Below are 21,036 nucleotides of genomic sequence, written 5' to 3' on the forward strand. Positions count from 1 at the left end.
CGGCCGGCCGTGTCCCGGTTGCCGGTGTCGTCCCGCAGGCGGTACTCCCCCCGGCGGGGAGGTGGCGCAAGCGCGCGGTGAGCCGGGTCCGGGCGGGGCCGGCGTCCTCGGCAACACTGCCCGGCCAGGTTCACAGTGCCGTGGCCAGTGCGCCGAGCGCGGCGAGCCGGTCGTCTCCCACCGGAATCAGCACCACCGAATCCGCGCCGAGGCCGGCGATCCGCCGCCGCACGACGTCGGCGGGACCGGCCAGCGTCAGCTCGTCCACCCACTCCCCCGGCAACGCCGCCGCGAAGGAGTCCCCGTCCTGGTGCCGCGCACGCAACGCCCGCAGCTCGGACGCGAACGGCAGCGGGTCCACGTGCGCGGACAGCTCCGGATCGCCGATCGCGGTGAGCAACGGCCGCACCTGGGCGCGGGCCGCCTCGGCGTCGGGGTCCACCACCGCGTGCCCGAAGGCCACGACCTGCTTGTGCGGCGGCAGGATCCGGCGGGCCGCGGCGATGTACTCGGCGGGCGCCGGTTCGGCCAGGATCACGCCGTCCAGCTCGGCCCCGGCCACGGCGAGCGACTTCGGGCCGCGCACTCCGGCGAGCACCGGCGGGACCGTCTCCGGAGCGGTCTCCAGCCCGGCGCCGTCGAGCCGCACGTACCGGCCTTCGACCCGGACCCGTTCCCCGCGCAGCAGAGCGGTCAGCGCGCGGGCGTACTCGGCGAACAACGTCAGCGGGCTCGACGGCCACGCGCCCACCTGGCGCATCCACCCGGACACCCCGTGCCCGATGCCCGCGACGAGCCGCCCGGGGTGGAGCCGTGCCAGTGTCGCCAGTTCCATCGCGGTGAAGGCGACGTTGCGCGCCCCGGCGGGCAGGATGCCGATGCCGACGCGGATCCGGGACGTCACCGCCAGCACCGTCGCCGCCTGCGCGATGCCGCCGTGGAAGCCGAGGTCCTCCACGATCCACACCTCGCCGAAGCCGAGTTCCTCGGCCCGCCGGGCGAACGGCACGATCTCCGCCGCCGCGAGGTCCCGCGGCAGCATCACCCCGGCCGTCATCCGAGCACGAACGGGACTCGCGCGGCCAGCGGGCCCAGCGCCGCCCGGTCGGCCTCGGTGGGGGCCCGGCGCCCGGTGCCGACCAAGAGCGCGTCCGTGTCGGAGAACGATCCCGGGAACGGCGCCCCGGCGATCTTCTCCAGCATTTCGCGCGACGCGGCGAGGCCCTCCGCGGGCGGCCCGGCGACGGACGGCAGGTGCGCCACCAGGTCGAGGTGGTGCAGCGTCCACTCCATGACGTAGGTGGACAGGTAGGCGGCGACGGTGAGGACCTGGTCGCGCGTCCGCACCCGCGCCGAGGGGTCGGCCAGCTCCGCGGCGCGCCCGGCCGCGGAGCCGACGTCGTCGAGGTGGAACTTCAGCAGCCACGGCTCCCCGTAGGCCGCGGCCAGCCGGACCGTCAGCGCGTCGAGCGGGTCCTCGCCGGTCGGCGGCTGGTCGCTGACCTCCCAGTAGGTGAGCTCGTCCCGGGTCGGCTCCTCGTCCGCCGGGGTGACCAGCGTGATGAGGACGTCCTGGGCGTCGGTGATCAGGTGGCACACCAGGTCCCGCACCAGCCAGCCGGCGCAGCCGGACGGACGGGCGAGGTCGTCGTCGGCGAGCCCGGCGACCGCGGTCCGCAGCGCCGCCCACGAGCGTGAGAAGAGGTCCACGCCTCGCAAGCTAACAGCGCCCGCCCACTCCGGCGACCGGTTTCCGGCGTGGGCGTGGTGCGGGTGCGGACCGGCCCGCTCCGGCCACCGGTTTCAGACGCGGGCGCGGGTGCGGGCCAGCCCCAGCCCACCCAGCGCGGCGGCGACCAGCCCGATCGCCAGGGCGGCGAACCCGCCGACGATGCCGTAGCCGGTGCCCGGCCCGCCCTCGGCCAGCGCCACCACGATCGCGCCGGCTGCCATCCCGGCCACCCCGGTGGCCAGTGCCGCGGTGGCGCCCCGCCGCCGGTGGCGGGCCACGGCCAGCGCCCCGGCGACCACACCGGCGAGCGCCACCAGCGCGGCGACGGTGCCGACGAGCCGCCCCGTGGTGAGCGTTCCGGCGTCGACGGCCTGGGCGAGCGTGTACTGGACGAACATGGCGAACTCCTTTTGGCTGCAACGGTTTTTCCGACACCGGTGATGCTGCCCGGGATCACCCCGCCGGTCGTCCGGCACGCGCAGGCAATCCGCGCTGCCGCTCGCGCCGCAGGAACCGCGGAACTACTACGCCCGCGGTAGCCGAGGGATGCTCCGCGCGCAGGACTCGCCCCCGCCGCGATCCGGCTAGTGTTCTGCGCATGAGCCGCGCCGGGAAGTGGGTGAGCCGCGCCGGGGGCAGCGCGACCCCCGCCGCGGACGGGACGACCCGTTTCAGGATCGGCGCAACCCGTATCAGGAACGGGGCGATCCGTGCCGTTGGCTGGGCGACCCGCACTGGGGCCCGGGCGACCCGCCCTGGAGACAGGACCATCCCCACCGGGACGACCGACCCTGGAGACAGGACCATCCCCACCGGGACGACCCGTCCCGGCGACAGGGCCATCCGCACCGGGCAGGAACCCATTCGCGCCGGCGACTGGGCGATCGGCGCCGGGATGGCGGCGATCCTCCTGGTGACCGCGCTGTCGGCGCCCGCCCCGGCTCTCGCGCCGCTGGGTTACGCGCTGCTGGCCGCCGGGGGTCTGGCGCTGGCCGCGCACCGCCGGGCGCCGGTGGCCGTGCTGGCGGCCGCCGGGCTCAGCGCGCTCGCCGCGCAGGCCATCGGGGTCGACGTCCCGGCGCTGGCCTACCTCTTCGCGGTGTTCGCCGCCGTCCGCGCCGGGCGGCGGCTCGTCACGGTGGCCGCCACCGTGGTCATGCTCGCCGCGCTGCCGTTCGCGCTGCTGATCTCACAGGACCTGACCGTCGGCGGAGCGTTCGCCCATTCCCGGGACGTGCTCCAGCTGGCGTGGCTGGTCGCCGCGGGCGCGGCGGGCGAGGCGGTGCGGCAGGCCGAGCGCCGGGCGGACGAGGCCGAGCGCACCCGGGAGGAGACCGCGCGGCGCCGCGCCGACGAGGAGCGCCTGCACATCGCGCGCGAGCTGCACGATTCGCTCACCCACCAGATCTCCGTCATCAAGGTGCAGGCCGAGGTCGCCGTCCACCTCGCCCGCAAACGCGGCGAGGAGGTGCCGGACTCGCTGCTGGCGATCCGGGACGCCGGACGGGAAGCGGCCCGCGAGCTGCGGGCGACCCTGGAGGCCCTGCGCGACGACGGCACCAGCCCCCCGCGCGGCCTGGACGACGTCCCGGAACTGGTGCGGCGCGCGCGATCCACCGGCCTGGAGACGACGCTGACGATCGACGGCGAACCCGGCGACGTGCCCGCCGCCGTGCAGCGCACCGCCTACCGGATCGTCCAGGAATCGCTGACCAACGTGGCTCGGCACGCCCGCGCCACCACCGCCTCGGTCCACATCGGATACCGGCCCGCCGCGCTCGAGATCCGCGTGGACGACGACGGAACGGCCACAGTGGACGCCCCGCCGTCGCCCGGGGTGGGGCTGCTCGGCATGCGGGAACGGGTCACCGCGCTCGGCGGCCGCCTCGACGCCGCGCCCCGGGCCGACGGCGGGTTCCGCGTCGAGGCCGAACTGCCGGTGGAGCGGGTGTCGTGATCCGCGTCCTGCTGGTGGACGACCAGCCGCTCATCCGCAGCGGGTTCCGCGCGCTGCTGGACAACGAGGACGACATCGAGGTGGTGGCCGAGGCCGCCGACGGCGCGGCCGGGGTCGCGCTCGCCCGCGAGCACGTGCCGGACATCGCGCTCGTCGACGTCCAGATGCCGATCGTGGACGGCATCGAGGCCACCCGCCGCATCGCCGCGGACCCGGCGCTGGCGGCGGTGCACGTGGTCATCCTGACCAACTACGGCCTGGACGAGTACGTGTTCGACGCGCTGCGCGCCGGGGCCGCCGGGTTCCTGGTCAAGGACATCCAGCCGGAGGACTTCCTGCACGCCGTGCGGGTCGCCGCCCGCGGCGACGCCCTGCTGGCCCCCTCGATCACCCGCAAGCTGATCGACCGCTACGTCAGCCGCCCGCTGCACCCCGGCCCCGGCCTCGGCGAACTGACCAACCGGGAACGCGAGGCGGTGGCGCTGGTCGCGCAGGGCCTGTCCAACGACGAGATCGCCGAGCACATGGTGATCAGCCCGCTGACCGCGAAGACGCACGTCAACCGGGCGATGACGAAACTGCGCGCACGCGACCGCGCGCAGCTGGTGGTGCTCGCCTACGAGTCCGGGCTGGTCACGCCCGCGAACCGCGCAGGCTTTCACTCTGGTTCCAGCGGCGCATGAACACCCGCACCGTCACCCGCATCCGCCGCAAGGGCGGCCCGATGATGGACATGGACGTCCTGATCGTGCACACCGCCGACTGGCTGCTCGTCGCCTCCGGCGGCGGCGACCGGAACCCGGACTGGTACGCGAACCTGACGGCGCACCCGGACCGCGCGGCGATCGAGCTGTCCGGCCAGGACCGGGTACCGGTGAAACCGCAGCGGCTCGACGGCGCCGACCGCGACCGGGCCGGCCGCGCATCGTCGCCGCGCAGCCGAGGTACGGCAAGTACCAGCGCAAGAGCGACCGCGAGTACCCGGTGGTCCGGCTGACCCGACGGTGACCGCCCAGATGCGGAATTCCCGTTCGCGGAAACCGAACCCGCCGCGGCGGCCCGCGTCGACCATCAACCCGGTGCCGACGTCCCGCCCACCGCGTCCCGGATCGTGGCGCGGAGCCAGCGGTGCGCGGGGTCCGCGTCCAGGCGCGCGTGCCACTGCAGGTGGACCTCCAGCTCCGGCAGCTCCGCCGCGACCGGGAACCACCGCAAACCGAGCACCGAGCCGTACTGGGCGGCCAGCCGCTGCGGCACGAGCCCGACGTAGCTGCTCGACGAGACCAGCAACGCGGCCACCGCGAAGGTCGGCACCACCGCCGCGACGTGCCGCTGCAGCCCGGCGGCGTCGAGCGCCTCGTCGAGGGGGCCGCGCGCCCGGCCGCGGCGAGACGCCGACACGTGCGGGTGCCGGCACAGCTGCGCCAGCGTCGGACGGCGGTGCCGCCCCAGCGAGCTGTCCGCCCGCACGATGCCGACCAGCCGTTCCGATACAGCACAGCCGTGCGGATGTCCGGCGCCGTCGCCTCCCCGACCCCGATGTCCAGGTCCACCGAGCCGTCGCGCAGGGCCTCGGCGCTCTCGCTGCCCTCCGCGACGAACCGCAGCGTCACCCCAGGCGCGACCGCGGACGCGGCCTCCACCGCGGCCGCTGCCAGTGTCGCCGCCACCCCGTCGTTGATGCGGATCGTGAAGGTCCGCTCCAGCTCCGCCGGCCGCACCTCGCGGTCGGCGCTGATCAGCGCCGACGCCTCCTCCAGCAGCGACCGCACCCGCGGCGCGGTGCGCAGCGCGAACGGCGTCGGCGCCATCCCGCGGCCCGCGCGCACCAGGATCGGGTCGTCCATCGCCCGCCGCAGCCTGCCCAGCGCGCGGCTGGTCGCCGGGATGGACAGGTGCAGCCGCTCGGCCGCCGCCGTCACGCTGCCCTCCCGCAGCAGCGCGTCGAACACGCGCAGCAGGTTCAGATCGAGGTGCTCGGCCACAGTTGCATCGTACGCAAAGTTCCCTTGCCAAAGTTGCGTGGCAAGCAGGTCGAAGGAATCCCTAGCGTCCGTGTCATGTCACAGGTTCTCCCCCGGGTCTCGCACCGGAGTCTGCTCACCGTCATGTGCGCGTGCGTCGTGCTCGTCGTCGGCATGGTCGCCGCGATCAACCTGGCCGTGCCCATGCTGGCCGCCAGCGCCCTGCGGCCGTCCGCATCGGCGCTGGTCTGGATCGTCGACACCTACGTCGTCTTCTTCGCCTGCCTGGTGATCCCCGGCGGCGCGGCGGGCGACCGCTTCGGCCGCAAGGGCGTGCTGCTCTCCGGCCTGGCCCTGTTCGCGGCGGGCGCGCTGATCTCCGCTGTCGCGCCGGGCATCCCGCTCCTGCTCGCCGGGCGCGCGGTCACCGGGATCGGCGCGGCCGCCGTGCTGCCCAACACTCTCGCGGTGCTGCTGCACGCCGTCCCTGCCGACCGGAAGGGCCCGGTCATCGCCACGTGGGCGTCCATGACCGGCATCGGCGGGGTGATCGGCAACGCGGGCGGCGGCGCGATCTTGACCGGCGGCTCGTGGCGCTGGTTGTTCGCCGCCGCGGTGCCGATCGCGCTGGTCCTGGCCGCGCTCGTGGCTCGCATCGCGCCGGTGTCGGCGCGCCACGACCGCCGTCTCGACGTGCCGGGCGCGGTCCTGCTGGTCGCCGCGTCGGTGGCGCTGCTGCTGGGCATCGTGCAGGGCCCGGAGGCCGGCTGGGGCAGCCCTCTGGTCATCGGCGGGTTCGCCTGCTCGGCCGTGTTGTTCGCGGTGTGGACCGTCGTCGAGCTCAAGGTCCGCCACCCGCTCCTGGATCCCAGGCTGTTCCGGATCGCCGGCCTGCGCAGCGCGTGCCTCGGCATGACGGCGATCTTCTTCGGCATGTTCGCGTTGTTCTACGTCAACGCGTCGTTCCTCCAGTACGCCAAGGGCTTCGGCGTGCTGTGGACCGGCCTCGGGATCATCCCGCTGACGGTCCCGATCATCCTCGGCGCGCGGCACGTCGGCCGCCTGACGGCGCGGATCGGCCTCACCGTGGTGACCGCGCTCGCGTTCGGCTTCGTCGGCGCCGGCCTCCTCGGACTGTCCACGAGCGACACCGCCACCCAGTACGCCGTCTACGCGGCCTGGCTCGTCGTGACCGGGATCGGCGTGACGCTGGCGCTGCCCACGCTGTCCGGGGTGATCGCCGGCTCGCTGCCCGCCGCGCAGGCCGGGGTCGCGACCGGGCTGCAGGCCACCACCCGGGAGTTCGGCAGCGCGCTCGGCGTCGCCGTCATCGGCACCGTGCTCACGGCGCGGTTCACCGCCGCGCTCCCCGAGGACGCCCGCGGCGCCCACACCGTCGCCGAGGCGCTCACCCGCGCCCCGGCCGACGAGGTGATCCCGGCGTTCGTGTCGGGCGCGGACACGGGACTGCGGGTGATCGGCGCCGCCGTGCTCGTCCTCGGGGCGCTGGTCATCCTGCAGGGGCGAGGAACGCGAGCGCCGCGTCCTTGAACCTGCGGCTGGACACCGCGTTGAAGTGGGTGCGCCGTCCGAGCGACACGAACGGCGCGCCGAGCGACGCCGCGAACTCCGGCGCGTCCGCGGCGACCTCGTCCTGCTCGCCCGCGGCGAACAACACGGGCACCGGCGGCGGGCCGTCGAGCCGGTGACCGGCGATCCCGTCGACGCAGGCGTCCAGGTCGCCACCGGACAGCGCCTCCCGCACGCGCTCCATCGACTCGCGGGCGACGGGGCGGCCGCCGATGCCGCCGAGCGCCATCCGGCCGACCCGTCCCGGTGCGAGCCGCGCCAGCTCCCACCCGACCAGACCGCCCATCGAGTACGTCACGACGTCCACAGTGGACAACCCGGACTCGTCGAGCACGGCGAGCACGTCCCGTGCCAGGCCACCGGGCGAATACCCGGAGGCCGGCGTGCCGCTCTGCCCGTGCCCGCGCAGGTCCACGGCCACGTGCCCGAGCCCGTCCAGCGCCCGCAACCAGCCGGTCTGCTCCCAGGTGCGGGCGCTGTCCGAGGCGAAGCCGTGGATCAGCAGCACCGGCCGCGGCCCGGGCGCGTGGTCGAACCAGATCTTGGTGCCGTCGGCGGCGGTGGCGAACACGACTCAGTCCTCCGGCAGGGTCAGGCGGACCCGCCGCTGCGGCTTGCGCTCCTCCGGGACGGTGCCGACGATCCCGGCGTCCTCCACGGTGAAGGTGACCAGCGGCGCGCCGACCGCGAGTTCCTCGTCCTCGCCGACGTGCAGCCGGGTGACGCGGCCGGACTGGGGCGAGGGGATCTCCACGGCGGACTTGGTGGTCTCCAGTTCGACCAGCGGCGCGTTGCGCTCGACCCAGTCGCCCTCGGCGACGAGCCACTCCAGCACGCGGGCGCTGATCAGGCCCTCGCCGAGGTCGGGCAGGGGGAAGGTCACTTCAGCCACGGCGGTACTCCAGGGTGGTCTGCACGGCGGTCAGGATGCGGTCGGCGCTGGGCAGGTACTCGTCCTCCAGCGCGCCGGACGGGTAGGGCACGTCGAACCCGGCGACCCGCTGCACGGGCGCGCGCAGGTCGGCGAAGCAGCGTTCGGTGATCAGCGCGGACACCTCGGCGCCGAGCCCGGCGGTCAGCGGCGCCTCGTGCACGACGACCGCGCGGCGGGTGCGGGCCACCGACCGCGCGAGCCCGTCGGCGTCGATCGGCTTGAGCCAGCGCAGGTCGAGGACCTCCAGCTCGACCCCGTCCTCGGCGGCCAGTTCGGCGGCCTGCAGGCAGCGGGCGACCATCGCGCCCCACGCGACCAGGGTGCCGTGCTTGCCGGGACGGGCGATGCGGCTGGTGCCGGGCGGCGGCATCTCGGCCGGCTCGGTGGGGTCGAACGTCTCGCGGTGCCAGTACCGGGACTTGGGCTCGAGGAAGATCACCGGGTCCGGATCGGCGATCGCCTGCCGCAGCAGGTGGTAGCCCTCGCGCGGGGTGGCCGGCGCGACGACCTTGAGGCCGGGCACGTGCGCGAACAGCGCTTCCAGGCTTTCGCCGTGGTGCTCGGGCGCCTTGATCCCGCCGAAGCTGGGCAGCCGCAACGTGATCGGCATGTTCAGCACGCCACGGCTGCGGTAGTGCATGCGGGCGACCTGGTTGACGATCTGGTCGATCGCGGGGTAGCTGAAGCCGTCGAACTGGATCTCCGGCACCGGCCGCCACCCGGCGACGGCCAGCCCGACTGCCATGCCCATGATCGCGGACTCGGCCAGCGGGGTGTCGAACACGCGGTGCTCGCCGAACTTGTCGCGCAGCCCGTCGGTCACCCGGAACACCCCGCCGAGCGTGCCGACGTCCTCGCCGAAGATCAGCACCCGGTCGTCGTCCTCGCACGCATGGCGCAGGGCGAGGTTCAGCGCCTGCTGCAACGAGAACTCAGCCATCGAGGGACTCCTTCCACACCCGCTGCTGCTCCAGCAGGGCCGTCGTGGGCTCGCGGTAGACGAACGAGAACAGCTCCCCGGCGGGCGGTGGTTTCAGCGCCAGCAGGCCGTCGCGGACACCGCTCACCACCGTGGCGGCGTGCTCCTCGGCGGCGGCGACCTCGTCGGCGGACAGCTGCGCGGCCGCGCGGGTCAGCGGGTCGCGGTCGAGCCACGCGCGCTCGTCCTCCAGCGTGCGGTAGCGGCCGGGATCGTCCGAAGTGGAGTGCGGACCCAGCCGGTAGGTCATCGCCTCGATCACGGTCGGGCCGCCGCCGTCGCGGGCGCGGTCCAGCGCGGCGCGAGTCGCCTCGAACACCGCCACCACGTCGTTGCCGTCGACGCGCACGCCCTCGATGCCGTACCCGGCGGCGCGGGCCGCGACCGAGCCGCCCGCCACCTGCTCCGCGGTCGGCACCGAGATCGCCCAGCCGTTGTTCTGGCAGAAGAAGACCACCGGCAGCCGGTAGACGCCGGCGAAGTTCATCGCCTCGTGCACGTCGCCCTGCGAGCTGGCGCCGTCGCCGAAGTAGGTGATCGCCGCGCCGCCGGTGCCGTCGAGCTTCGCGCCCATCGCCCAGCCGACCGCGTGGGTGACGGGACCGCCGACGACGGCGTTGAACGGCGCCAGCCGGGAGGCCTTCGGGTCGTAGAGCCCGCCGTGCCAGACGTTGAGGTGGGTCGCGAGGTAGCCGACGAGGTCGACGCCCATCGCCACCGCGACGCCGAGCTCCCGGTAGCACGGGAAGGCGAAGTCGCGGGCCAGGTCGAGCGCGGCGGCGCTGCCGACCTGAGCGGCCTCCTGGCCCTTGGCCGGCGCGTAGGCGGGGAACACGCCCTGGCGCTGCAGCGCGATGGCCTCTTCGTCGAGCCGGCGCGCCACGACCATCAGGCGGTGGAGCGCGGGGAGATCAGCTTCGTGCATGGCCGAAGCGTGCGGGGCGGCGCCGGAGCTGCGCAAGTGTCGCCCCCGGCGCTGATCATTGTGCGCGTTCTGCCCGACGTTTCGCCCCTTTCACTGGTCACTTTGTCCAGCGAGCCGCCGCGACGGCCGCGCACCGGCGGCGCTACCGTGTCGGCGTGGCGGACGACGAGCAGCGGCGCGAGACGGTGTCGACCGGGGTAGGTGTGCTGGACCGGGTGGTCGCGATCCTGGACGCGGTCGAGGCGAACCCGATGGGGGCCAGCGAGATCGCCCGCGCGCTCGGGCTGTCGGTGCCGACCGCCCACCGGCTGGTGTCCGCCATGGTCAAGCACGGCCTGCTGCACCGCGACGACGACGGCCGCCACCACATCGGCCCCCGGTTCGCCTCGTCCGCGCTGACGGCCGCCGCGACGCCGGTGCTCACCGGGCTGCGCGCCGAGACCGGCGAAACGGCCCAGCTGTGGGTGCTGCGCGGCGAGGACCGGCTGTGCGTGGCCAGCGAGGAGTCGCCCCACGAGCTGCGCGCCGCCGTGCCCGTGGGCACGGTGCTGCCGTTGTCGGACAAGGGATCAGCGGCTCTGGCGCTCACCGGCGCCGGCCGGGGCTGGGTGGAGAGCGTGTCCGAACGGACCCCCGGCCTGTGTTCGGTGAGCGCGCCCGTGCGCTACCGCGGCGACGTGGTCGCGGCGGTCTGCCTGGCCGCCCCGGTGTTCCGGGTGTCCGCCGACGGACCGGGCGCGCAGTACGGCGATCTCGTGGTCGCGGCCGCGGAAACGCTGGAAAGGGCGTTGCGCCACCGCTGAAGTTGGGCGCCGGTCTTGTGGCGCCGGGCCCTCGCGGCTTATGGTCCTTCTCGATAAATGACATCGGTAGTCATTATTTGAGAACGGAGGCGCTGTGGCCGACGCTCCCCTGACCGGCATCCGCGTGCTCGAACTCGGCAACTTCATCGCCGCCCCCTTCGCTACCCGCGTCTTCGCCGACTTCGGCGCCGAGGTGATCAAGGTCGAACGGCCCGGCGTCGGCGACGAGCTGCGCGGCTGGCGCCGCACCCGGGGCAGCACGTCGATGCTGTTCCGCACCATCGCCCGCAACAAGAAGTCGGTCACGCTGGACCTCAAGCAGGACGAGGGCCGCGCGCTCGTCCTGGACCTGGTGCGGCAGTGCGACGTGGTGGTCGAGAACTTCCGCCCCGGCACGCTGGAACGCTGGGGCCTCGGGCCGGCCGATCTCACCGCGGTGAACCCGGACCTGGTGGTCGTCCGCATCTCCGGCTACGGGCAGACCGGCCCCTACCGCGACCGCGCCGGGTTCGGCGGCGTCGCCGAAGCCTTCGGCGGGCTGCGGCAGGTCACCGGGCACCCCGACCGTCCCCCGGTGCGGCCTGCCGCACCGATCGCCGACGCCGCCGCCGGGCTCTACGGCGTCGTCGGCGCGCTGATGTTGTTGCTGGGCAAGGCACGCGGTGTCCCCCACGACGGCCCGCGCGTCGCCGACGTCGCACTCTACGAGTCGGTGTTCATGATGATGGAGTCGCTGATCCCGGACTACGACGCCTACGGCGTGGTGCGCGAGCGCACCGCGGGGAACCTGCCCGGTGTGGTGCCCAGTGGCGTCTACCCCACGGCCGACGGGCAGTCGGTCATGATCGCGGGCAACTCCAGCGGCGCGTTCGGACGCCTGATGACCGCGGTCGGCCGCCGGGACCTGGCCGAGGACCCGGCGCTCGCCGACGGCGACGCCCGCTCCGCCCGGGAAGACGAACTCGACGCCGCCATCACCGCGTGGACCTCCGCGCACACCGCGCCGGAGGCGGTGCGGATCCTCAACGACGCCGGGGTGCCCGCGGGGCCGGTGTACGACGCGCGGGCCATCGCCGCGGACGAGCACTACCGCGCGCGGGACATGCTGCGCCCCCTCAAGGTCGTGGTCGAGGACGAGCCGGAGGAGATCCGCTTCCCGGGCGTGGTGCCGCGCCTGCCCGGCGCCCCCGGCGACGTCCGGTGGGCGGGTCCGGAATTGGGCGAGCACACCGAGGCCGTGCTCGGTGGACTGCTCGGCATCGGCGCCGAGCGCCTGTCCGGCTACCGCGAGCGGAAGGTGATCTGAGGTGAGCGTGACCATCACCGACGTGGTGCTGCGCGACGGCCTGCAGGACGAGCCGGCCGTGGTGCCGGTGGCCGACCGGGTCGCGATCGCGGAGGCGCTCGTCGCCGCAGGCCTGCGGCACCTGGAAGCCGGATCGTTCGTCAACCCCGCCAAGGTGCCGCAGATGGCCGGAGCGGAAGACCTGGTGGCCGCACTGCCGCACCAGGATTCCGTGCGCTACACCTTCCTCGCGCTCAACGCCCGCGGCGTGCGCCGCGCCGTCGCCGCGGGCGCCCGCGACGTGCTGGTCGTCGCCTCCGCCAGCAGCGGGCACAGCCGCGCCAACGCCGGCCGGGACAGCGACGCCGCGCTGGACGACCTGGCTCGCGCCGTGACCGAACACCCGGGAACCGCTTTCCGGGCCGGCATTTCGACCGCGTTCGTGTGCCCGTTCGACGGCGCGGTCGCCCCGGACCGGCTGGTCGCGGTCGCCAGGCGGTTCGCCGTGATGGGCATCCGCCGCATCGGTCTGGCCGACACACTGGGCACCGCCACGCCCGACCAGGTCATCACCTCGCTCGCGCGGGTCCGCGACGCCCTGCCCGGCATCGAACTCTCCTTGCACCTGCACAACGCACACGGTCAGGCTCTGAGCACAGTGGACGCCGCGATCGAGGCGGGCGTCACCCGCTTCGACAGCGCCGCGGGCGGCTACGGCGGCTGCCCGTTCGCGCCCGGCGCCCACGGCAACATCGCCACCGAGGATCTCGTGGCTCACCTGCACGCCCGCGGAATCCCCACCGGGATCGACGAAGACGTGCTTTCCACCGCGGTCGCCACCGTGCGGGAGGCGCTGCGCCGCGCACCCGCACCGGCCTGACGGCCGCGTCGTCCCCCTGGTCCCTCGTCAATGGTGACGTGGCCCGCCCCCGCGGGCGTGCGTGACCGGAACAGGTCGCAATGGTCCAGTTCGTTTCACTCCTCGTCCTCGTGGCAGTGTTCACCCTCGCCACGGTCCTGCCCGTCAACATGGGGATCCTCGCGTTCGTCGCCGCGTTCGTCGTCGGCGCGATCTCCGGCATCTCCGTCGACGACGTCACCGGGTACTTCCCCGGCGACACGTTCGTCCTCGTCGTCGGCATCACGCTGCTGTTCGGGGTGGCGAAGGTCAACGGCACGATCGACCTCGTCGTCGCCGCCTCGCTCAAGCTGGTGCGCGGGCGGCGGTGGGCGGTGGTGTGGCTGATGTTCGCGCTCGCCGCCGTGCTCATGTCGCTGGGGTCGGTGCTCGCGGTCGGCATGCTCGCGCCCATCGCGATGCCGATCGCCGCCCGCTACCGGATCAACCCGCTGCTGATGGGCATGATGCTCAGCCACGGCGCGTTGTCGGCCGCCTTCTCCCCCATCACCGTGTACGGCGCGTTCACCACCGGCATGGTGGACGACGCCGGCCTGGACGTCAGCCCGCTGCTGCTGTTCGCCGTCCCGTTCGGGCTCAACGTGCTCATCGCCGCGGTGCTGTTCGCGGTTCTCGGGCGTGACCTGTTCCGCGGCGACGAGGACGTGACGGGACCGGCACAGCCCGCCTCCGGTGGCGGGTCCACCGGCACGCTCACGCGGACCCGGACCGCCGTCGTCACCGAAGCGCGGGTCACCCCGCTGCGGGTGATCACCCTGACCGGCATGCTCGCGCTGCTGGTAGCCGGGGCGTTCGGGATCGACGTCGGGGTCGCGGCGTTCGTCATCGCCGCCGTCCTGCTGCTGTCCGCCCCGGACCGGCACAAGCCCTCGGCCGACGAGGTCGCCTGGCCGGCCGTGCTGCTGGTGTGCGGGATGCTGTCCTACATGGCGGTGCTGAAGGAGAACGGCACCCTGGCGATGCTCGGCGAGGCGGCCGCGGCACTCGGGTCGCCACTGCTGGCCGCGTTGCTGCTGTGCTTCGCCGTGGCGATCGTGTCCGCGTTCGGTTCCTCCATCGGCACCCTCGGGATCGCGCTTCCGCTGGCCGTGCCGTTGCTCGACCTCGGGCAGCTCGGCGCGGCCGGGTTCGTCGTCGCACTCGGCTTCTGCTCCACCGTCGTCGACGTGAGCCCGTTCTCCACCAACGGGATCATCGTGCTCGCGCAGGCCCAGGTCCCGGACAAGCGCGTCTTCCAGCGCCGCATGCTCGCCTACAGCGCGCTCGTCGTCGTGGGCGCGCCCCTGCTCGCCTGGACGGCGGCGATCCTGCCGTCCGCGCTGTGAATCCACTGTAGACATCTGGAAAGGACACCATGGAACATCTCACTGTGGACGGCGAACAGCCGTCCGTCGACGCGGGCGCGTGGATCGCGCCGGGCGCGGTGGTCGCCGGCGCGGTCACCGTCGCCGCGGGCGCCGGGGTCTGGTACACGGCCGTGCTGCGGGCGGACCTGGACGCGATCACCCTCGCGGCGGGCAGCAACATCCAGGACGGCACGATCGTGCACGCCGACCCCGGGTTCCCCGTCACGATCGGCTCGGGGGTGAGCGTCGGGCACCGCGCGGTCCTGCACGGCTGCACCATCGAGGACGACTGCCTGATCGGGATGGGCGCGGTGGTGCTCAACGGCGCGAGGATCGGAGCGGGCAGCCTCGTCGCGGCGGGCGCGGTGGTGCTGGAGGGCGCGGACATCCCGCCCGGCTCACTGGTCGCAGGAATCCCGGCGAAGGTCCGGCGCCCGCTCACCGCCGAGGAGCAGGCCGCGACGCGCGCGAACGCCGAGAACTACCGGGAATTGGCTCAGGTCCACGCCCGCGCACGGCGCGGCTGACGTCCGGCGTGGATCGGGATTCGGGCCCTGGCGCGTTCGGCGGCCAGCACGAGTCGCGCCCGGCGCATGTCCCCGGGCGCGAACCGAATCCACGCCCGGCGGGGCTCACCGGCACGGGTCGCGCCGGGCGGAGCCCGGCCCGGCAGGCGCTCGGTGCGGCTGTCATCCAGCGCTGATCCGCGCTGGACACGGCGCGTCTGGCGCGATCAGCGAGAGGAGCCACCCCGGCGGCGGCCGGTGCGGGCGCCCGCGGAGAAGGCCGCGGCTCCACCCGGCTGCTGCCGCGTTCCCGGTTCTTGCCGGGCGCTACCGCCGGACCTGTGCGCGGCCGCCCCCGCGCCACGGCCGGATTCCCGCCGACCAGCGCCACCGGACCTGCCCGCACCACGGCCCGACTCCTGCCGTGCATCCGGCTCCCGCCGGCCGGCACCGCCAGACCTGCCCGCACCACGGCCCGACTCCTGCCGCGCATCCGGCTCCCGCCGGCCGGCACCGCCAGACCTGCCCGCACCACGGCCCGACTCCTGGCGGCGCTCGCCGCGCGAGTTCTGCCGCGCCTCGCGGCCCGGCTGCTCACGCACGTCCCCACCCGGCTTCCGCCGGGCGCCACCGGACCGGCGCGCAGCCGCACCCGCGCCGCGGTCCCGCGAAACCTCGCCACCACCCCCGGCCGCACCCGCACCGCTGCGAACCGAGGGCTTGCGGAACACCCGGTCGCCCGGCGCGAGCTCGCTCAGCAGCTCGTGCCCGGGCGCCAGCCGGGTCGTCACCGGGCTGATCCCGGCCTTCCTTGTCAGATCGCGGACGTCCGAGATCTGGTCGTCGGTCATCAGGGTGATCACCACGCCCGCCGCGCCCGCGCGGGCCGTGCGGCCGGACCGGTGCAGGTAGGCCTTGTGCTCGACCGGCGGGTCGGCGTGGATGACCCGCGCCACGTCGTCCACGTGGATGCCGCGGGCGGCGATGTCCGTGGCCACCAGCGTGGTCGCGCTGCCGTCGGAGAACGCGGCCAGGTTGCGGGTCCGCGCGGTCTGCCCGAGGTTGCCGTGCAGCTCCACCGCGGGCACGCCCGCCGCGACGAGCTTGCGCGTCAGCGCCTTGGCCCGGTGCTTGGTGCGGGTGAACACGACCGTCCGGCCCGGCGCGGCCGCCAGGTCCACCAGCACGTCCAGCCGCGTGTCCGGCTCGACGTGCAGCACGTGGTGCTCCATCGTCGCCACCGGGGAGCGCGCGGAGTCGACGCTGTGGGTGACCGGGTCGGTGAGGAATCGCTTCACGAGCACGTCGACGCCGGCGTCCAGGGTGGCCGAGAATAGCAGCCGCTGGCCGTCGCGCGGCGTGCGGTCCAGCAGCCGCTTCACCTGCGGCAGGAACCCGAGGTCGGCCATGTGGTCGGCCTCGTCGAGGACGGTGATCTCGACGGCGTCGAGGTGCGCGTGCCCGCTCGCGAGGTGGTCGGCGAGCCGGCCGGGGCACGCGACCAGCACGTCCACCCCGGTGCGCAACCCGGCGATCTGCGGCGCGGCGCCGACCCCGCCGAACACGGTCATCGTGCGCAGGGACAGCGCCTCGGCCAGCGGCGCCAGCGCCGCGTCGATCTGGGTGACGAGTTCGCGGGTCGGCGCGAGGATCAGCGCGCGGGGCCGGCCCGGCCTGCGCGGCGTGCGGTTCGCGGCGAGCCGGGTCAGGACCGGGAGCGCGAACGCGTAGGTCTTGCCGGAGCCGGTGCGGCCCCGGCCGAGCACGTCCCGGCCGGCCAGCGAGTGCGGCAGAGTCGCCGCCTGGATCGGGAACGGCGCCTCGATGCCCCGCTCGGCCAGCGCGGCGACGAGCACCGGGGGCACGCCGAGCGCGGCGAAGGTGAACCCGGAAGAAGAGGGCGCGGGGGAAGAAGTCACGGGGAAAGCTCCGAACGTCGGGGGTCGTCCTGCCCGGCGCGGACCGGCACGGTCGCGGCACGTGGTGGCCGACAACGAAACGCGGCCCGAGGCAGAACTGTGCGGGCCGCGATCACCAGTGTAGACCACGGCACCGGTCGACCGGACGTGATTCGATCCCGCCCTGATCCGGCACCTGCGTTTCCGGCGCACGATCGCCGGGGCTCACCCACCGTCGCCGGGGCGGCCGCGCGCCGCAGCTGCTGTTCTACAACTGTCCGGCGTCGGGAACCTGCCCGGCTCCGACGGCCTGTTCTGCGCGGCGTGACCGGTTCCGCGCCGGCCCCGGCCGCCTTCGGGCCACCGACGCGATGATGTTGACTGTTCGCCATGTCGCACCCGAACAACCCCGCGCCGCAGCAGCCGCAGCAGCCGCAGGAGCCGCGCCCGGCCGCCACGGAATCCCGGTCCCGGCACGGCCTGCTGGCCACCGCGATCCTCGTCGCCGGGCTCGGCGGCGGGCTGCTGGCCTGGCACCCGTGGGACAAGGCCCCCGTTCCGGCGCCTGCCGACCCGCGGCACATCAGCATCCAGAAGGTCGGCGAGCAGCGCGAGGCGGGCAACTCCGACGCGACGCAACCGGTGTACTGCCTGACCAACGAAACCGGCAGCCTCTACTGCATGGTCCTGCCCAACCGCTACACGACCATCCAGGAGGAACGGGGCTGAGCGCCTCTTCTCGTCACCGCCGGTCGAGCAGTCCGCCGACGAGCGCGCGCAGGCCGTCGGCGTAGGTGTCGCGTGCCGCCAGCTCCGGCCAGCGGTCCCCGATCGCCGCCAGATGCGGCGTCTCCGCCGGGTCGAAGCGGAAGGCGGCGTCGCGCTGGGGGCGTTCGTCCCGGCGTGCGGAGCGGGCGCGGACGAGCACCTCGCCCGCCGTGTAGTACCAGATGTCGCGGAAGACGCCGACGGCCTGCGCGTGGGTGCACCCGCTGTCGACGGCGCCGCCCACGATGGTTTCGACCATCCACAGCGCCGGTTCGTCGAGCAGGCCGACGAACCCGTCGACGGTGACGACCTCCGCGGCCCACGGCCACGCCGCGAGAGCCTCGTGCATCACCGTGGCCGCGACGACGATCCGCTCCCGCGGGTCGTCCGGCAACCGCGGCCGCTCGAGCTGCCCGGTGTAGGTGTTGAGCAGCTGCACCAGCAGGTCCGCCTTGTCCCGCACGTGGTGGTACAGGGTCGTCGGCCCGATCCCCAGCTCCGCGGCCAGCTTGCGGACGCTCAGCTTCTCCCAGCCGTCGCGGTCGATGAGCCGCCGCGCGGCCGCCAGGATCTCGTCGCGGGACGTCACCGGCGGCCGCCCGGTCCGGGCGCGCGCTGCATCGGGTCGGGGCACGGCTCCCATCATGCTGCCCTCCTCCGCGTTCGACAGCCGGACCCCGCCGGTGCTACTTTCGGAACACGTTCGAAAACTCGGGAGGAGCGAGGCATGACCACAACGGAGCCGCCTGCTGTGCGCGCGGGGCTCACCCTCGCCGCGGTGGCCGTCGTGCAGTTCACGGTGTCGCTGGACCTGTCGGTGGTCAACGTCGGGCTGCCGCGGATCGCGGCGGCGCTCGGGTTCACCGCGGTCGGCCTGACCTGGGTGATCCACGCCTACGCGCTCACCTTCGGCGGACTGCTCCTGCTCGGCGGCAAGCTCGCCGACCGACACGGCCGCAGGCGGGTCCTGCTGGCCGGGCTCGCCGTGTTCGGGATCGCCTCCCTGGCCGGCGGTTTCGCGCAGGACCCCGGACAGCTGGTCGCGGCACGCGCCGCGCAGGGCATCGGCGCGGCGGCGGCCGCCCCGGCCGCGCTGGCGCTGCTGACCGCGACCTTCCCCGCCGGACCGGAGCGGGTGCGCGCCTTCGGCGTGTGGAGCGCGATGAACGCCGCCGGAGGCGCCCTGGGCGTGCTCATCGGCGGCGTCCTGACCGAGTACGCGGGCTGGCGGTGGGTGATGTTCGTCAGCGCGCCGATGGCCGCCGTCGCGGCGGTGCTGGCGCGACGCGGCGTCAACGCCGACAAGCCGGTCCGCACCGGCAGGCCGGACGTGCTGGGCGCCGTCCTGGCCACCGCGGGCATGACCACGCTCGTGTTCGGCGTCGTGCGCACCGACCAGCACGGGTGGGCCTCGCCGGTCACGCTCGCCACGCTGGCGATCGCCGTCGCGCTGCTGGCCGCGTTCGTCCACATCGAACGGACGACGGCGCGCGATCCGCTGGTGCGCCTGGGCTTGCTGGCCGACCGGGCGGTCGCCGGGGCGAACCTCTACAACCTGCTCCTCGGCGCGGCGATGGCGTCGGCGTTCTACTTCGTGTCGCTCTACCTGCAGCAGGTGCTCGGAACCGGGCCCGCACTGGCGGGCGTCCAGTTCCTGCCATTCGCGCTCGGGGTGGTCGCCGGGTCGGTGGTGGCCGTCAAGCTCGGCCACCGGTTCGCCCCGCGCACGCTGATGATCGGCGGCGGGGTGCTGACCGCGGCGGGGTTCGCCTGGTTCGGCTCCCTGAGCGCCGACGGGTCGTTCCTGACCGACGTCCTCGGCCCGTCGATCGTGACCAGTGTCGGCTTCGGACTGTGCCTCGGGCCGGTGGTGTCGGTGGCCACGGGCGGCGTCGCGCCGGGCGAGGCGGGCACGGCCTCCGGTCTGCTCACCAGCTCACGCCAGATCGGGGCGTCACTCGGGCTCGCCGCACTCGGCACCGCCGCGCACAGCAGATCCGGCACGGTCGGCAGTTCCGTTGACGGGTACGCGTTCGGCCTCGCGCTGGGCGCCGCGCTCCTGACCGTCGCCGTGCTGATCGCGCTCACCCTGGTTCCGGCGCGAGGGTCCGCTCCAGCCGGGCGAGCAGGCCGGTGAGGGCTTGGCGTTCGTCCGGGGCGAGCCCGCCGACCAGATCCGCCTCGTGTTCGAGCAGCCGGCGCACGGTCGTCTCGACGAGGTGGTGCCCGGCGTCGGTGAGCCGGACGGCGACCGCGCGGCGCGACGCCGACGAAGGGGCCCGTTCGACGAGCCCGGCCCGTTCGGCGCGGGCCACGCGCTGGGACACCGCGCCGGGAGTGACCAGCGTGCGCCGGGTGATCTCGCGGGTGGTCAGCTCGTACGGCGGCCCCGCCCGGCGGATCACGCTCAGCAGGTCCAGTGTGGACGGATCGACGCCGAGTTCGGCCAGGGTGCGCCGCCGGTCGTCGGCGAGGAGTTTCGCCACCCGCCACACCGGCGTGATGATCTCGATGGACTCCGTGCGCACGCCGGGCAGCTCGCGCCGCCACGACTCGGCGATGTCGTGCGCGGGCCACCGCAGGATCGACGCCATCGGGTAGCCGTCGGCGCCGGGGTCGTTCGACACGGCCTGCCTCCCTCCGCTACGTTTAGAGCTAAACATAGCAGAGAGGAGATGCTCAGTGGGTCGGATCGTGCTGGTCACCGGCGGCGGGAACGGCATCGGCAGGGCGGTCGCCGCCCGGTTCCGCGCGGCCGGGGACACCGTGGTCGTCACCGGCCGCAACGGCGAACGGCTCGCCGCCGCCGCGGCCGAGATCGGCGCGCGGGCCATCACCTGCGACGCCACCGATCCGGAGCAGGTGGCGCGGATGGCCGAGGAGCTCGGGCCGGAGCTGGACGTGCTGGTCAACATGGCCGGCGGCAACACCGACCTCACCGCGCCCGCCGGCGAGGGCCTCGGCGAGGTGCTGCGCGCGTGGCGGGCGAACCTGGACGCCAACCTGCTCAGCGCCGTGCTCACCACGACCGCGGTGCGGGACCGGCTGCGCCCGGGCGGTTCGATCATCAACATCGGCTCGATCGGCGCGGAGTACGCGGCGTCCTCCTACGGCGCGGCGAAGGCGGCGCTGGCGGCGTGGACGGCCGGGCTGTCGTCGGAGGTCGGGCCGAAGGGCGTGACGGCCAACCTGATCGCGCCCGGCTACATCGCGGAAACCGGTTTCTTCCACGGAAAACTCAGCGAGGACCGGCGCAGCGCGCTGATCGCCGCCACGCACAACGGCCGGGCGGGCCACCCGGACGACGTCGCCGCGACGACGTTCTTCCTGGCCTCCGAGGGCGCCCGCCACATCACCGGACAGACCCTGCACGTCAACGGCGGAGCCCACACCACGCGATAACCGGTTGGCTGACGGGCCCGCACCCGCG

22 protein-coding genes and 1 pseudogene are annotated in these 21,036 nt (G+C 74.3%); 12 read left to right on the forward strand and 11 right to left on the reverse strand.

Annotated features, from left to right (window positions below):
- Window positions 1–130: 130 nt before the first annotated feature.
- The 3 genes from AMY39116_RS0312670 to AMY39116_RS0312680 all read right to left on the reverse strand — a co-directional run bounded on the left by AMY39116_RS0312670 (window position 131) and on the right by AMY39116_RS0312680 (window position 2,130).
- The gene (locus AMY39116_RS0312670; protein WP_020418029.1) at window positions 131–1,057 is read right to left on the reverse strand and encodes an LLM class flavin-dependent oxidoreductase; all 927 of its coding nucleotides are present in this window, start codon (window positions 1,055–1,057) and stop codon (window positions 131–133) included.
- Window positions 1,054–1,710 (reverse strand): maleylpyruvate isomerase N-terminal domain-containing protein, encoded by a 657-nt coding sequence (locus AMY39116_RS0312675; RefSeq protein WP_020418030.1) that lies wholly within the window; start codon window positions 1,708–1,710, stop codon window positions 1,054–1,056. Before AMY39116_RS0312675 ends, AMY39116_RS0312670 begins: the two co-directional genes overlap by 4 nt.
- Before the next feature lie 93 nt (window positions 1,711–1,803).
- Window positions 1,804–2,130, reverse strand: a complete 327-nt coding sequence (locus tag AMY39116_RS0312680; RefSeq protein WP_020418031.1) for a DUF6223 family protein — start codon at window positions 2,128–2,130, stop codon at window positions 1,804–1,806.
- A 497-nt stretch (window positions 2,131–2,627) separates the two neighbouring features.
- Between AMY39116_RS0312680 and AMY39116_RS0312685 the strand changes: the two genes are divergently transcribed.
- The 3 genes from AMY39116_RS0312685 to AMY39116_RS42730 are packed head-to-tail and all read left to right on the forward strand — an operon-like array spanning window position 2,628 to window position 4,686.
- Window positions 2,628–3,689 carry a sensor histidine kinase gene (locus AMY39116_RS0312685; protein WP_020418032.1) on the forward strand — a complete coding sequence of 354 codons (1,062 nt, stop codon included), beginning with the start codon at window positions 2,628–2,630 and terminating at the stop codon, window positions 3,687–3,689.
- Window positions 3,686–4,372 carry a response regulator transcription factor gene (locus tag AMY39116_RS0312690; protein WP_020418033.1) on the forward strand — a complete coding sequence of 229 codons (687 nt, stop codon included), beginning with the start codon at window positions 3,686–3,688 and terminating at the stop codon, window positions 4,370–4,372. The genes AMY39116_RS0312685 and AMY39116_RS0312690 overlap by 4 nt, the downstream gene beginning before the upstream one ends.
- A complete protein-coding gene (locus AMY39116_RS42730; protein WP_235716113.1) occupies window positions 4,369–4,686 on the forward strand; it encodes a nitroreductase/quinone reductase family protein in 318 nt (105 codons plus the stop codon). Before AMY39116_RS0312690 ends, AMY39116_RS42730 begins: the two co-directional genes overlap by 4 nt.
- A gap of 74 nt (window positions 4,687–4,760) precedes the next feature.
- On the opposite strand, the pseudogene AMY39116_RS42735 reads toward AMY39116_RS42730, so the two are convergent.
- Window positions 4,761–5,674, reverse strand: a pseudogene (locus AMY39116_RS42735) (LysR family transcriptional regulator).
- 123 nt (window positions 5,675–5,797) lie between these two features.
- Between AMY39116_RS42735 and AMY39116_RS0312705 the strand changes: the two are divergent.
- Window positions 5,798–7,204 (forward strand): MFS transporter, encoded by a 1,407-nt coding sequence (locus tag AMY39116_RS0312705; RefSeq protein ID WP_020418035.1) that lies wholly within the window; start codon window positions 5,798–5,800, stop codon window positions 7,202–7,204.
- Here AMY39116_RS0312705 and AMY39116_RS0312710 read toward each other — a convergent pair.
- The 4 genes from AMY39116_RS0312710 to AMY39116_RS0312725 are packed head-to-tail and all read right to left on the reverse strand — an operon-like array spanning window position 7,164 to window position 10,081.
- The gene (locus AMY39116_RS0312710; protein WP_020418036.1) at window positions 7,164–7,814 is read right to left on the reverse strand and encodes an alpha/beta fold hydrolase; all 651 of its coding nucleotides are present in this window, start codon (window positions 7,812–7,814) and stop codon (window positions 7,164–7,166) included. The genes AMY39116_RS0312705 and AMY39116_RS0312710 overlap by 41 nt on opposite strands.
- A 3-nt stretch (window positions 7,815–7,817) precedes the next feature.
- On the reverse strand, window positions 7,818–8,135 hold the full coding sequence (locus AMY39116_RS0312715; RefSeq protein ID WP_020418037.1) for a biotin/lipoyl-containing protein: 318 nt from the start codon (window positions 8,133–8,135) through the stop codon (window positions 7,818–7,820).
- Window positions 8,128–9,117, reverse strand: coding sequence for an alpha-ketoacid dehydrogenase subunit beta (locus tag AMY39116_RS0312720; protein WP_020418038.1), 990 nt, complete (start codon window positions 9,115–9,117; stop codon window positions 8,128–8,130). Before AMY39116_RS0312720 ends, AMY39116_RS0312715 begins: the two co-directional genes overlap by 8 nt.
- Window positions 9,110–10,081 carry a thiamine pyrophosphate-dependent enzyme gene (locus tag AMY39116_RS0312725; protein WP_051123524.1) on the reverse strand — a complete coding sequence of 324 codons (972 nt, stop codon included), beginning with the start codon at window positions 10,079–10,081 and terminating at the stop codon, window positions 9,110–9,112. Before AMY39116_RS0312725 ends, AMY39116_RS0312720 begins: the two co-directional genes overlap by 8 nt.
- A gap of 155 nt (window positions 10,082–10,236) precedes the next feature.
- Here AMY39116_RS0312725 and AMY39116_RS0312730 point away from each other — a divergent pair, with 155 nt between their 5' ends.
- The 5 genes from AMY39116_RS0312730 to AMY39116_RS0312750 all read left to right on the forward strand — a co-directional run bounded on the left by AMY39116_RS0312730 (window position 10,237) and on the right by AMY39116_RS0312750 (window position 14,961).
- On the forward strand, window positions 10,237–10,884 hold the full coding sequence (locus AMY39116_RS0312730) for an IclR family transcriptional regulator (RefSeq protein WP_020418040.1): 648 nt from the start codon (window positions 10,237–10,239) through the stop codon (window positions 10,882–10,884).
- A 94-nt stretch (window positions 10,885–10,978) separates the two neighbouring features.
- A complete protein-coding gene (locus AMY39116_RS0312735; RefSeq protein WP_020418041.1) occupies window positions 10,979–12,190 on the forward strand; it encodes a CaiB/BaiF CoA-transferase family protein in 1,212 nt (403 codons plus the stop codon).
- A 1-nt stretch (window position 12,191) separates the two neighbouring features.
- Complete coding sequence (locus AMY39116_RS0312740; protein ID WP_020418042.1) at window positions 12,192–13,049, forward strand: hydroxymethylglutaryl-CoA lyase; 858 nt, start codon at window positions 12,192–12,194, stop codon at window positions 13,047–13,049.
- A gap of 80 nt (window positions 13,050–13,129) precedes the next feature.
- Window positions 13,130–14,413: an SLC13 family permease gene (locus AMY39116_RS0312745; protein WP_020418043.1), complete on the forward strand. Its 1,284-nt coding sequence runs from the start codon at window positions 13,130–13,132 to the stop codon at window positions 14,411–14,413.
- Window positions 14,414–14,442: 29 nt separating this feature from the next.
- On the forward strand, window positions 14,443–14,961 hold the full coding sequence (locus tag AMY39116_RS0312750) for a gamma carbonic anhydrase family protein (RefSeq protein WP_027935864.1): 519 nt from the start codon (window positions 14,443–14,445) through the stop codon (window positions 14,959–14,961).
- A 206-nt stretch (window positions 14,962–15,167) separates the two neighbouring features.
- On the opposite strand, the gene AMY39116_RS0312755 is transcribed toward AMY39116_RS0312750, so the two are convergent.
- The gene (locus tag AMY39116_RS0312755; RefSeq protein WP_084506091.1) at window positions 15,168–16,859 is read right to left on the reverse strand and encodes a DEAD/DEAH box helicase; all 1,692 of its coding nucleotides are present in this window, start codon (window positions 16,857–16,859) and stop codon (window positions 15,168–15,170) included.
- A 369-nt stretch (window positions 16,860–17,228) separates the two neighbouring features.
- Here AMY39116_RS0312755 and AMY39116_RS0312760 point away from each other — a divergent pair, with 369 nt between their 5' ends.
- Complete coding sequence (locus AMY39116_RS0312760) at window positions 17,229–17,567, forward strand: hypothetical protein (protein ID WP_020418046.1); 339 nt, start codon at window positions 17,229–17,231, stop codon at window positions 17,565–17,567.
- Window positions 17,568–17,580: 13 nt separating this feature from the next.
- Here AMY39116_RS0312760 and AMY39116_RS0312765 read toward each other — a convergent pair whose 3' ends face one another.
- Window positions 17,581–18,240, reverse strand: a complete 660-nt coding sequence (locus tag AMY39116_RS0312765; RefSeq protein ID WP_027935866.1) for a TetR/AcrR family transcriptional regulator — start codon at window positions 18,238–18,240, stop codon at window positions 17,581–17,583.
- A gap of 93 nt (window positions 18,241–18,333) precedes the next feature.
- On the opposite strand from AMY39116_RS0312765, the gene AMY39116_RS42740 reads away from it, so the two are divergent.
- Window positions 18,334–19,743, forward strand: a complete 1,410-nt coding sequence (locus AMY39116_RS42740) for an MFS transporter (RefSeq protein WP_039791445.1) — start codon at window positions 18,334–18,336, stop codon at window positions 19,741–19,743.
- Here the strand turns inward: AMY39116_RS42740 and AMY39116_RS0312775 are convergent.
- Window positions 19,691–20,233, reverse strand: coding sequence for a MarR family winged helix-turn-helix transcriptional regulator (locus AMY39116_RS0312775; protein WP_020418049.1), 543 nt, complete (start codon window positions 20,231–20,233; stop codon window positions 19,691–19,693). The genes AMY39116_RS42740 and AMY39116_RS0312775 overlap by 53 nt on opposite strands.
- Window positions 20,234–20,288: 55 nt before the next feature.
- On the opposite strand from AMY39116_RS0312775, the gene AMY39116_RS0312780 reads away from it, so the two are divergent.
- On the forward strand, window positions 20,289–21,008 hold the full coding sequence (locus tag AMY39116_RS0312780; protein WP_020418050.1) for an SDR family NAD(P)-dependent oxidoreductase: 720 nt from the start codon (window positions 20,289–20,291) through the stop codon (window positions 21,006–21,008).
- The last annotated feature ends 28 nt before the right edge of the window (window positions 21,009–21,036 follow it).

This window comes from Amycolatopsis sp. ATCC 39116 (assembly GCF_000231075.2).
GTDB lineage: Bacteria > Actinomycetota > Actinomycetes > Mycobacteriales > Pseudonocardiaceae > Amycolatopsis_E > Amycolatopsis_E tucumanensis.